General features: G+C 62.1%; 9 protein-coding genes. 3 read left to right on the forward strand and 6 right to left on the reverse strand.

The genetic code is table 11. The features are described from left to right. Positions 1–494 precede the first annotated feature (494 nt). Together G1C94_RS02985 and G1C94_RS02990 are read left to right on the forward strand one after the other, a co-directional pair. Entirely contained in the window at positions 495–845 is a 351-nt protein-coding gene (locus tag G1C94_RS02985) for a hypothetical protein (protein ID WP_172144516.1), read from the forward strand. 352 nt (positions 846–1,197) lie between these two features. Further along, the gene (locus G1C94_RS02990; protein WP_172144518.1) at positions 1,198–1,581 is read left to right on the forward strand and encodes a chorismate mutase; all 384 of its coding nucleotides are present in this window, start codon (positions 1,198–1,200) and stop codon (positions 1,579–1,581) included. A gap of 115 nt (positions 1,582–1,696) precedes the next feature. On the opposite strand, the gene valS is transcribed toward G1C94_RS02990, so the two are convergent. The 4 genes from valS to G1C94_RS03010 all read right to left on the reverse strand — a co-directional run bounded on the left by valS (position 1,697) and on the right by G1C94_RS03010 (position 7,715). Then, entirely contained in the window at positions 1,697–4,477 is a 2,781-nt protein-coding gene (gene valS / locus G1C94_RS02995; protein ID WP_172144520.1) for a valine--tRNA ligase, read from the reverse strand. A 137-nt stretch (positions 4,478–4,614) separates the two neighbouring features. Beyond that, positions 4,615–6,183: an ABC transporter substrate-binding protein gene (locus G1C94_RS03000; RefSeq protein ID WP_172144522.1), complete on the reverse strand. Its 1,569-nt coding sequence runs from the start codon at positions 6,181–6,183 to the stop codon at positions 4,615–4,617. Positions 6,184–6,234: 51 nt separating this feature from the next. Continuing rightward, entirely contained in the window at positions 6,235–6,858 is a 624-nt protein-coding gene (gene nth / locus G1C94_RS03005; protein ID WP_172144524.1) for an endonuclease III, read from the reverse strand. 59 nt (positions 6,859–6,917) lie between these two features. Further along, positions 6,918–7,715, reverse strand: a complete 798-nt coding sequence (locus G1C94_RS03010) for a winged helix-turn-helix transcriptional regulator (protein ID WP_172144526.1) — start codon at positions 7,713–7,715, stop codon at positions 6,918–6,920. Positions 7,716–7,849: 134 nt separating this feature from the next. Between G1C94_RS03010 and G1C94_RS03015 the strand changes: the two genes are divergently transcribed. After that, a complete protein-coding gene (locus G1C94_RS03015) occupies positions 7,850–8,596 on the forward strand; it encodes a hypothetical protein (RefSeq protein WP_216656802.1) in 747 nt (248 codons plus the stop codon). Positions 8,597–8,862: 266 nt separating this feature from the next. Here the strand turns inward: G1C94_RS03015 and G1C94_RS03020 are convergent, their stop codons facing one another. Both G1C94_RS03020 and G1C94_RS03025 read right to left on the reverse strand, forming a co-directional pair. Beyond that, positions 8,863–9,357 (reverse strand): inorganic diphosphatase, encoded by a 495-nt coding sequence (locus G1C94_RS03020; protein ID WP_172144529.1) that lies wholly within the window; start codon positions 9,355–9,357, stop codon positions 8,863–8,865. A 90-nt stretch (positions 9,358–9,447) separates the two neighbouring features. After that, a complete protein-coding gene (locus G1C94_RS03025; RefSeq protein ID WP_172144531.1) occupies positions 9,448–11,634 on the reverse strand; it encodes a maltotransferase domain-containing protein in 2,187 nt (728 codons plus the stop codon). Between the last annotated feature and the right edge of the window lie 33 nt (positions 11,635–11,667).

Raw genomic sequence — 11,667 nt, forward strand, 5'->3', positions numbered from 1 at the left:
CTTCGTGGCAGCGAGCAGCGATAGCGTTGCGAGCGTCGCATAAGACGTCGGGGGCTGTCGGCCGCAAGGCCGACTGGGGGTGGTGCGGGCGTGGTCACGTGACTGGCGTGACCACCCCCAGTCGCGCATCCGCGCGACAGCCCCCGCCTGCGGGGGCCTCCGATCCCGACTCATTTGAAAGAGGAGCCGCGACCGGTCCCGTTCCCTGTCATTTCGACCGCAGGCCGCCAGGCCGAAGCGGAGAAATCTTTCGGCCAACGGCATAACCATGCAGAACAAGATTTCTCCACTCGCTGCGCTCGGTTGAAATGACAATAAGTCGAAATGACAATGACCGGGGTAGTTCCGGTCGAAATGACAACAACCGAATAAGGCCGCGGCCAAAACGACACGCGGCCCTTGGCCCCCGTGTTTGGGGTCGCGAGCCTCGCGCAAGACAGCGGGGCCTTTCGAAAGTTTTTCAGTTCCTTGCACATTGAGAAAGGCGGCGGATGATGAGTGAGCCGCAAAGTTTTACGTCGGGTCAGCGGGCGTATTTGTCGTCGTTGGCGGCGGTGGACAGTATTGACGCGTCCTCGCGTATCCGTTACGCGGACTGGTTCCGCGTGGAGTGCATGCGCCGCTATAGGGAGGGTGAGAAACCCGCGGCCCTGTTCCGCGAGGCCGGCCTTGATCCCAAGATCGTCGGCTACAAGCGCATCGAACGCGCCTTCGCCCGGTGGAAGCAGTCTCCCGACCTATCCACGCCGCAGGGCAAAGCCGTCGACCCGCGCGACCAGCTCATCGCCGCCCAGGCCCTGCGCATCCAGGAACTCGAAGAGGAACTGCGCCTCAAACAGGAATAACCGCGCTACCTTACAAACAAACCGCGCTACCCACAAACGCACACAGACGCGTTACCCCCCAAGCGAACATAGACGCGTTACTTTCAACGGACATAAATGCGCGTTACTCTCAAGCGAACGCAGACGCGCTTTTGGAGCGGATGTCGCCGTGTGAGACGTAAGACTTGGCCTACCGGCCCGGAGGGTGTCGAACACGGCGACATCCGCTCCCCAGACACGTATATTGCCTATTTAACGTGCTTTCCCGTTGTCTTGGCTGCCGGTATGGTGCGGAAACTTGTTATATGGCGTTGCCTTTTGATATCGATACGCATAACGCACTGCGCTGTGTGTCGGTGTAGTCTGGGGTTTTATGAGCGATAGTGACTGGCAGAAGACGACCATCGACGCGGCGCAGGCGGCCGAACATCCTGAAACCGCCGAGGCAGTAGCCAAAATCAAGGCATTGCGCCAGTCCATCGACAATATCGATTCGGCGATTATTGCGCTGCTGGCCGAGCGCTTCAAGGCCACCTTGCAGGTGGGCGTGCTCAAGGCCGGTGCCGGGTTCGCGCCCGAGGATGTCAAGCGCGAGGAATACCAGATCGAGCGCTTGCATCGCATTGCCACCGACGCCGGGCTCGACCCGGATATCGCGGAAATGTACCGCGAATTCGTGGTCACCGAAGCAAAAAAGCGTCACCAGCGCATCGCCGACGCCGGCGGCGACCCCGGCATTCTCGACGTCTTCGCGTAATACACCCTAATACACCCTAATACACCCCATGGCGCGGTGTGCGATTTTGGCAATTTGGCTATTTTAAGCCGTTTTGCCACACCGCGCCATGGGAAATTTACCGCGCCATGGGATTCTAGGAGCGATTGGGTTTGGTCGGCGGCTCGCCGAGTTCGGAGTCGGCGACGATGACTTCGGCGGCGGCCTCAGCTTCGGCTTTGGCCTGGTTCGCGGCCTCCTTGGCGGCATCGGCGGTGGCCTTGGCGGCCTTGACCGCGGCAATCGCGCCGGCGAAGCTGATCTTGCCCACTACGCGGCCCGCTTCGGCGATATCGCTCATTGCGTTCTGCAGGGAGTCGCGCACATCGTCCGCCACGCCCAGCGTCACCGACAGAATCGGCGTCTTCATGGACACCTTGGCCTTCGACTTGATGCCGCGCAACGCGGCCAGCGCCTCGCCCGCATGGTTCAGCAGCTCCGGCGTCACCTTGAACGCCGCCGCCTCATACACTTCAGGCGTCGGCCATGCGGCGCGATGCACGGAACCTTCGCCCGCGTGCATCCAGCCCCACACCTCTTCGGTGGCGTACGGCAGGAACGGCGCAAGCAGTCGCGCGAACGCATCCAGCCCCAAGCCCAGCGTCGTGCGCGCGGAACGCACGGCCGCCTCGCTCGGCACATTGCCTGTGGCATCGGCGGTGCCATACGCGCGGTTCTTCACCAGCTCGATATAGTCGTCGCAGAACTGCCAGAAGTAATTTTCCACAGCCTCCAGCGCCTTGGAATGTTCGTAGGTTTCCATCGCGAGGGTGGCTTCGCGCAACACCAGCGCCATCTTCGCCATGGCGGCGCGGTCGAGCGGTTCGGTCACATCGGTCGGGTTCCATGTGGCGACAGCAGAATCGCCCACATGATGATTTTCATCCTCACGCCCAATGGCCAGCGCGAACTTGGTGGCGTTGAGCAACTTGATGGCCAAACGGCGGCCAATCTTCATCTGGCCTTCGTCATACGTGGCATCGAGCCCCAGGCGGGCGGAAGCGGCCCAATAGCGCACCGCGTCCGCGCCGAACTGCTTGATCGGCTTGTCCGGCACCACGACGTTGCCCTTGGACTTCGACATCTTCTTGTGGTCCGGGTCGAGAATCCAGCCCGACAGCGTGGCATTGGCCCACGGCAGGCAGCCGTTCTCCAAATGCGCGCGGTCGACGGTGGAAAACAGCCAGGTGCGGATGATGTCCTGACCTTGCGGGCGCAAGTCCATCGGGAACGTGGCGTTGAACACCGCCTGATTCTCCTCGCCCGGCTCCTCCCAGCGGGTCACGATCTGCGGGGTGAGCGACGAAGTGGCCCACGTGTCCATGATGTCCGGCTCGGCGGTGAAGCCGCCCGGCACATCGCGCTGATCCTCGCTGTAGCCCTCCGGCACATCGTCGGTGGGGTCGATGGGCAAGAGGTCTTCGCTCGGCACAATCGGATGGTCGTAATCCGGCGTGCCGTCTTCCTGCACCGGGTACCACAGCGGGAACGGCACGCCGAAGAAGCGCTGGCGAGAAATCAGCCAGTCCCCATTCAGGCCATGCACCCAATTCTCGTAACGCACGCGCATGAAATCAGGATGGAACTTCAGCTCGCGCCCGCGCCCGATGAGCTGGGCGTTGAGCGTGGTGTCGGTGCCGCCGTTCTTCAGATACCACTGGCGCGACGTGACGATTTCCAAGGGCTTGTCGCCCTTTTCATAGAAGTTCGTCATACGCTTGGTCGGCGTCGGCTCGCCGTCCAAATCGCCCGATTCGCGCAGATGGTCGACGATGATCTTGCGCGCGGAGAACGTGGTCTTGCCTTCCGTCTCCTCGAAAATCGCGCGGCCGGAAGCGTCTTCAATCCAATCGGGCACGTCCATGACGATGCGCCCGTTGCGCTGGATGATCGAACGCAACGGCAATCCCAAATCGCGCCACCATTCCACGTCGGTCACGTCGCCGAACGTACAGCACATGGCGATGCCCGCGCCCTTGTCCATTTCCGCGGCTTTGTGCGCCAGAATCGGCACCTTCACCTTGAACAGCGGCGAATAGACGTACTGCCCGAAATACTTCTGATAACGCGGGTCGTCCGGGTGCGCGATCAGCGCGCCGCACGCCGCCAGGAGCTCCGGGCGGGTGGTCTCGATGTAAATCGGTGTGCCGTCCTCAAAACGGAACGCCACCTTGTGGTAGAAACCGGGGTATTCGCGCGACTCCAGCTCGGCTTGGGCCACGGCGGTCTGGAACGTCACGTCCCACAGGCCCGGCGCGTCCTTCTGATAGGCCTCGCCGCGCGCCAGATTGCGCAGGAATGCCTTCTGCGCCACGCGCTGTGGGTGCGCGCCGATGGTGTGGTAGGTCTGCGACCAGTCGATCGACAGCCCCAGCGAACGCCACAGTTCCTCGAACTGCTTCTCGTCCTGGGCCGTCAGGCGCTCGCACAGTTCGATGAAGTTCTTGCGCGAAATCGGCACCTGATCCTTGGCGTCGATCTTCTTGCCGTCGGTGCCTTCGAACGGCGGCTTGAAATCGGGGTCGTATTTCAACGACGTGTCCACGCGCACGCCGTAATAATTCTGCACGCGGCGTTCGGTGGGCAGGCCGTTGTCGTCCCAGCCCATCGGATAGAACACGTCGTAGCCCCGCATACGCTTGAATCGCGCGATCACATCGGTGTGCGTGTAGGAGAACACATGGCCGACATGCAGATGCCCGGACACGGTGGGCGGGGGGGTGTCGATGGAATAGACGGATTTGCGCTCGCGGGTGTTGCGGAACGTATAGGTGCCGTTCTGCTCCCAGACGGCGCGCCACTTGTCTTCGAGGCCCTCCACACCCACTTTGTCGGGCAGGGGGGTGAGATTGGCGTTGATGGAATTCTCTTCAGTCATACGCGCCAGTTTAAGGCGTTTGTATGACAAGGAAGCCGCGCGAAAACTGGCGGTCGCTGCTGTTTGCAGGCTGTTGTTTGGCGTTACTTGCTTAAGGTGACTGATTGACATTACTTGCTTAAGCTAACCACCTGATGCTACTGCTTGGCGACATCCTTCAACAGCAAACGCTCGTCCGCCATCTGAGCGGAGTATCCGCTAAGTTTCGTGGAAGCAACCACACTCGCCTTGCGCACGTACAGCCAGTCGCTGGCCGCGTCGTTGCTGACGGTGCGCGCGTAGGTTTTCAGCGCGTTCTGATAGGCGTCGTCAGTGGTGGCTTTCAGCGCGTCGGCGTATTGCTGCTGCGCGTCGGCGCTGTTGTATCGCGTCAGGCTGTCGGGATTGGCGTAGGACGCGGTGCTCGTCGTGCCGTCCAGCACGGTGACGAGCAGGTTGAAATCGCGGCTCTCCTTGCGGTTGTTGAGTTCCTCGTCATTCAGCGCTTCCATCTGCACCGACAGGCCCGCATTGCTCAGCTGGTCGGCGATGGCCTGGGCAAGCGACTGGTATGACTCGGGGGCGATGAGCTTGAACGTGCCGAGATAGTTGACGGCGAAATAGTTCAGCATGCGCTGGCCTTTGGCAACGTCAAGGGGGAACAGATCGGTCAAGTCCTCATAGCCTGGTTCGAGCGGGCCGATGGGTCCGCCGAGCGTGATCGGCTTGCCTTCGGAGGATTGCGCCACATCGGCGCGGCCGTCCGCCAGCGCGCTCTTATCCAGTATCACGCGCAACGCCTGACGCACCTGTATATCGGAAAGAATCGAATTGGTGTCGTTGTTATAAAGCAACGCGACTTTGCTGGTGCTCACCCCCTCCGAGACCTTCACCGACGGATCGTTCTTCGCCTCGGCCGCCGAAGCAGGGTCGCTCGGCACCGCCAAATCGACGTCGCCCGCGCGCGCGGCCTTGAGCAGCGCGGTGTCATCGGCGAAATTGCTCAGCGTGATGGTGCCGGTTTTCGCGCCGGAATCACGGCTGGAGGTGAGCACGATCTTGCTGCCCGGCGTGAACTCCTTGATGGTGAAGGGGCCGGAGCCAGCCGCCGCGCTTTGATAATCGACATGCGCTTCGCTGTCATAGACGATGCCGAGACGGCTCGAGAGCGTGCGCGTCAGCGAGGCGTCCGGCTGGCTCAGGGTGATTGTCACCGTCGTCTCGTCCGGGTTGACCACCGACTCAAGGGAGGAGAACCCCGTTTCGGCTCCCGGCCACTTGTTTTGTATTGCCTGTTGCAACGACCACACCACATCCGAAGCGTCGAGGGTGTGGCCGTTCGAGAAGCGCAAATCGCTGCGCAACGTGAACGTGAGTGTCAGGCCGTCTTCTGAGGTTTTCCAAGTGCTTGCGAGCCCTGCTGTGGGCTGGTTCTCCTCGTCGCGGCTAAGCAGCGTCTCATACACATTGCCGATGAGCGCGCGGTTCAGCCCAGCGTCGTCGGTGGTGCGGATGTCGAGCGTTTTGGGAACGTTGGTGAGCCCGACGGTGACGGCGCTGTTGGACTGCACGGTGCTGCCGCCGAAGAAAGACTGGCGGCTGAGCAACGGCACCGCCGCCCACACCAATGCGCCCAGCGCAACGGCCACTCCGATGAAAATAAGCCAGCTTCTCAGCTGATCGGTTTGGACTGTCCGCTGTGCCCCGTGTCTGCGATTCTTCGACATGGTGTCAGTCTATCGTTGCCGTCGAACAGGCCGGCTGCCCAGATGCGATTTCTATTGCGCGGACGGGCAGGTTTGGGCCAGCGGGCAGACGGCGCAATCGGGCTTGCGGGCGTGGCAGATGGCGCGTCCGTGCAGAATCAGCCGATGGCTTAAATCCGTCCAATCCTCGGGTGGGAAGCAAGCGGTGATCTCGCGCTCGATGGCCACCGGGTCGGGGTGCGCCGACCGCCAATCGGTGCGCCAGCGCAGCCGCCCGGTGACGCGCATCACATGGGTGTCCACCGGAAATCCCGGGATGCCGAAGGCGTTGCCGAGCACCACATTCGCCGTCTTGCGACCCACCCCGGGCAGGCTGGTCAGCTCTTCCATCGTTTGCGGCACCTCGCCGTCGAAACGCTCGTCAAGCGCGGCGGCTAATCCCAGCAGATGCTTGGTTTTGGAGCGATAGAAGCCGAGTGGATGAATGATATCCTCCACATCCTGCGGATTCGCGCAGGCCAGCTCGCGGCACGAGGGATAGGCGGCGAACAGTGCGGGCGTGACCGTGTTGACGCGCTTATCGGTGGTTTGGGCGCTTAAGACCGTGGCGATCAGCAGTTGCAATGGCGTTGAGAAATCGAGCGCGCATTTCGGCTCAGGGTAGGTTTCGCACAGCAGCGCATATTCGGCGCGCATACGCTCCAGCCGAGCCTTTTTCGACTCGCGTCCCGATGTAGTGCGTGCGGGGCTGTTGTTCATTGTGCGTTGGGTTCGGCGGTGTTGTTGGGTTTGGCAGGTTCGCCGGATTCGCTGTCCGCTGTTGCCGCGGATTTGGCCGCGGACTGCCCGGCCTCTTCCTCCGGCGGGTCGAAGCGATACCCCACGTTGCGCACAGTGCCGATCAGATGCTCATACTCGCCGCCGAGCTTGGCGCGCAGACGACGGATGTGCACATCGACGGTGCGGGTGCCGCCGTAATAGTCGTAACCCCACACCTCTTGCAACAGCTGAGCGCGCGTGAACACGCGACCGGGGTGTTGCACCAGATATTTGAGCAGCTCGAACTCCTTGTACGCCAAGTCGATCGGCTGGCCGCGCAACGAAGCGGTGTACCCGTTCGTGTCCACAATGAGATCGCCGGAATGAATCTGCCCATCCTCGGCGGTCACGCTCCTGTCGGCAGCGCCAGCCGTGGCAACCGGCGCATTGCCGCGCTCGGCCACCAAGCGCAAACGCCCCTCGACCTCGGCGGGTGAAGCGGAGGCCACCACCACATCGGCGATGCCCCACTGCGAGTTGACAACAGTGAACCCGCCCTCGGTGAGAACCAGCACAATCGGCGTGGACAGGCCGGAGGCGTGAATCAGACTGCACAGCGTCTTCGCGGTGGCCAAATCGTCGCGCGCGTCGAGGAACAGGATGGTGTTCTCGGGCATTTTCACTAGGCTGGCCGCGTCCATCGGCAGCACACGCACACGATGCGACAGCAGGGCGAGCGAGGGCAATACGGAGGCGGGGTTGCTGGCAAACGTCATCAACGTCAAGTCAGTCACGTCGACCCCCTTACCCGGTTGTGATGATGCTGTGTGTATTGTACGCGCATGCATAGGACACGCTTTATTTGTCATTACCGAAGGCGGATGTGAGAGGTGCGCGCGGGTGTTGGGTAGGATGGGGGAGTATTGAAATGCAGAGCAGGGAGCTGGATATGGGCGGCGAAACCACGGCCAAATGGGATGCTGGGCGGATGCTGGGCGTGCAGGCGCTGGCGTATGTGGTGCTGGTGCTGACGTCGGTGTGCGGGCCGTTGGCCGATGTGGTTTTCTATGGTTTGGCCGTCGTGGCACTGGTGGTGCTTGTCGCGTTCCATGTGTGCTGGCCGTTTCGGGCGGGCATGGCCGACCGTGTGATCGGCTTCGTCGCCGGGTTGCTGTCATTGATTGCCGTGGCCACGCCGGTTAGCACATTGCTGTTGCCGATGAATGCGCGAATGTTTGCCAGCGCATTGCATCGCAACACATATCCGATGGCGCGTTGGGCCGCGGCGGTGGCCGGGTTGCTGGTGTTGCTCATCATCGTCTCGTTCGCTCGGCAGATGCTGCGCGCCGAGCGTTCGCATCTTATTCGCGCGCTGTCGCACTGCGTGACGGGCGGCGCCGCTTCGATCTCGCTGGCCGGCTGGGTGTTTTTGCCGTATGTCGTGGCGAGTCAAAGCGTCGTCGAGCTGGTGATTGTGCCGAAGTTCATGGCGCTGGTTGCCATCATGGTTGTGGTGGCGCTCGTGCTGGCGTATGCTTCGACGTTTTGGCTCAAGGAACTCGACCCCGATCCGTCCGTGCGCGCGCCGTGGGTGGGTGTGGCGCTGTTGCCGGTGATGCTTTTCGGTCTGATGGTCTTCGCCGCCGCCCTGCTGATTCAAGTCGTCGGCTGGTAGCCTCGTTCGCCTTGCAATTCGGCGAATATAACAGAACCCGCACGGCGTAAACCGCGCGGGTTCTTGCATTATTTATCGCGTGTGGGCGAAAAGCCGCTCACTTCTCGCGTGCTGCGAGGCGTTCGCGTGCTGCGACAATTTCCTCCTCGAACAGCAATTATGGACGGCCATGCGGCCGGCTCATCGTTACCTCACCTCACCTATCGGCTCGGTTCGGCCTCGGAGTCGGACAGTCCACTGGACTGTCCTAAATCGTCTCCGCCCGCTCACTTCTCGCTTGCTGCGAGACGCTCGCGCGCGGCAACGATTTCCTCCTCGGCTTTCGAGGCGCCGGTCCAGAAATCGCCGGGCAGGACTTCCTTGCCCGGTTCCAGAGCCTTGTACTGCTCGAAGAAGTGCTTGATTTCCGCCTTGTGATATTCGGACACGTCGTCAACATCCTTGATGTCGTCGAAACGCACGTCCGCCGGCACGCACAGCACCTTGTCGTCTCCGCCGGCCTCGTCCACCATGTGATACAGACCCACCGCGCGGCACTCCACCACGCAACCCGGGAACACCGAGTTCGGAATCATCACCAGCGCGTCCAGCGGATCGCCGTCCTCACCCAAGGTGCCTTCGATGTAGCCGTAGTCGTCCGGATAACCCATCGCGGTGAACAGCGTGCGGTCCAGAAACACGCGGCCCGTCTCGTGGTCGACTTCGTACTTGTTCTTCGAGCCGCGCGGAATCTCCACCACGACGTTGAAGGTCTCTGCCATGTCATTGCTCCTTATATGGTTGACAGTTTTCTCATACACACCATACCGCGTGCCCACCCACCGAGGTGTCAGGCGTTATCGATTCGCCGCTTAAAAGTCGCGCTCGACGTGGAAGATGTGCGCCACGTCCGCCCACGGCGCCAGCGAAACGAAATTGTCCCAACTCCACGCGAAATCGCGCCCGGTCAGCTCGTCGCGCATGTGCGCCCCCCAGCGCGGGTCGATATCGAACTCAGGCATTTCCAGATGCACCGAAGCCTGATGCGCGTTGTGCCCGTCGAGATTGACCACCACCACCAGCGTCTCCGGCTTGCCGCTGCGGGTCAGCTCGCCCGGCGTGTGCCGCGCGAAAGCGAGAATGTTCTCGTCGGTGGTGGGCAGCAAGCGCACGTTGTGATAGCTGAACGCCTCCGCATGCCCGCGGCGGATGCGGTTGAGCGAGGTGAGTAGTTCGCTGATGCCGAACTCGCTTGCGCGCGCCCAATCGCGCACTTTCACTTCGTATTTCTCGTTGTCGATCTGCTCCTCGAAGCCGGGGCGCTGGCGGTTCTCGATGAGCTCGTAGCCGTTATACATGCCCCAGCTCGGGGAACCCATCGCGGCCAGCACCGCGCGCACCGCATGCCCGGCGATGCCGTTGTCGCGCACGTAGCTGGTGAGGATGTCCGGCGTGGTGGGCCAGAACGTGTTGTGCTGGTAATAGCCCGCGTTGCCGTTGGTTTCGAGCAGATACTCGCCCAACTCCTCCTTGGTGTTGCGCCAAGGGAAATAGCAGTGCGACTGGGTGAACCCCACGTAGCTCAGCGCGCGCATCATGCCTGGGCGCGTGAACGCCTCGGCGAGGAACAGCACCTCCGGATGGGCTTTGGTGATGGCGGCGATCACGTCCTGCCAGAAGCGCACCGGCTTGGTGTGCGGGTTGTCGATGCGGAAGATCGTTACGCCCGCTTTGATCCACAGGTTCAGGATGCGCTCGACTTCCTTCTCGATGCCGGGCATATCCGCGTTGAAATCGATGGGATAGATGTCCTGATATTTCTTCGGCGGGTTCTCCGCGAACGCAATCGTGCCGTCCGGCTTGATCTTGAACCAATTCGGATGCTGCTTGACCCACGGATGGTCGGGCGAACACTGCAGCGCGAAATCGAGCGCGATTTCCAAACCCAGCTCATGGGCGCGGGCGGTGAGCGCCTTGAAATCGTCCATCGTGCCCAACAGCGGGTCGACGGTGTCGTGGCCGCCCAGCTCGGAGCCGATGCCGAACGGCGAACCAGGGTCGTCGGGGCCGGCGACGAGCGAATTGTTCTTGCCTTTGCGATTCGTCGTGCCGATGGGGAAAATCGGCGGCAGATAGACGATATCGAAGCCTTCCTCCTTCGCGCGTTCGAGGCCGGCGAGAGCGGTTTTGAGCGTGCCCTGCACGATCTTGCCGGTCGCCTTGTCGACGTAGGCACCTTCGCTGCGGGGGAAGAACTGATACCATGCGGCGAAACTCGAGCCGGGGCGCTCCACCTTGAAGCGTTGCGCCGCGCTCGTGGACAGGCCGTCGCGCAGGGGATTGGTGACGTGCATGGCGCTGATGTCGTCGTCGTTCGCGGCATAGAGACGCTGCTCCGGCGGCAACGTGGTGTCGGCCAGCGTGGCCGCGGCGGTTTCGAGATGCTTGCGCTGGGACAGGTCGAGCCGCGCGTCGGGCGAGGCGGCCCAGCGGGTGAACAGTTGCGAACCGGAGATCAGCGCGTTCTCGACATCGTCACCCACCTGCACCTTGATGGTGGCATCGTGCAGCCAAGACAGATAGGTGTCTTCCCACCCCTCGATGGTGACGCTCCACTCGCCGAGCTGCGGCTCGATCTGCGCAAACTCGGGTTCCCACGGTTTGGCGTCGCTGCGCTCGCCGCACACCAGTTCGACCTTCCAGCGGTCGAGGCCGGCGTTCGCGCAGGTCATCGGCAGTCGCAACGTTTCCATGCCGTGCGGGTCGCGCACGACGGCGGTGGCGCCCACTTTGGTGCGCCCCTCGATGAACACCTGCGCCGTGACCTCGAACGGTTCGCCGAGTTCGACTCGCGCCGGGTAGATGCCGTGCTCTTCGCACGGGGTGATGTCCATGACGTTGACTCGCCCGAACTGGCCGGGGGCGGTGATGGGGATGGAGGGAGCTGGCGTTTCGCCGGTTTGCGTTGGGGCGATTGACGCGGGGGAGCTTTGTTTGGTCTTGCTCGGGGCGCTGGTTGTTGTGGTGGCTTTTGTTGCTTTTGTGGTCTTCTTCGACATGGCGACCCTCTCTTTGAACCGCTATCAGGTAGT

The organism is Bifidobacterium panos (assembly GCF_012932445.1).
Classification (GTDB): domain Bacteria; phylum Actinomycetota; class Actinomycetes; order Actinomycetales; family Bifidobacteriaceae; genus Bifidobacterium; species Bifidobacterium panos.

Excerpts from the sequence above, each read along its gene's own strand:
- G1C94_RS02985 (WP_172144516.1), top strand. The coding sequence starts at position 495 with ATGAGTGAGCCGCAAAGTTTTACGTCGGGTCAGCGGGCGTATTTGTCG.
- G1C94_RS02990 (WP_172144518.1), top strand. The coding sequence starts at position 1,198 with ATGAGCGATAGTGACTGGCAGAAGACGACCATCGACGCGGCGCAGGCG.
- valS (WP_172144520.1), bottom strand. The coding sequence starts at position 4,477 with ATGACTGAAGAGAATTCCATCAACGCCAATCTCACCCCCCTGCCCGAC.
- G1C94_RS03000 (WP_172144522.1), bottom strand. The coding sequence starts at position 6,183 with ATGTCGAAGAATCGCAGACACGGGGCACAGCGGACAGTCCAAACCGAT.
- nth (WP_172144524.1), bottom strand. The coding sequence starts at position 6,858 with ATGCGCGCCGAATATGCGCTGCTGTGCGAAACCTACCCTGAGCCGAAA.
- G1C94_RS03015 (WP_216656802.1), top strand. The coding sequence starts at position 7,850 with ATGCAGAGCAGGGAGCTGGATATGGGCGGCGAAACCACGGCCAAATGG.
- G1C94_RS03020 (WP_172144529.1), bottom strand. The coding sequence starts at position 9,357 with ATGGCAGAGACCTTCAACGTCGTGGTGGAGATTCCGCGCGGCTCGAAG.
- G1C94_RS03025 (WP_172144531.1), bottom strand. The coding sequence starts at position 11,634 with ATGTCGAAGAAGACCACAAAAGCAACAAAAGCCACCACAACAACCAGC.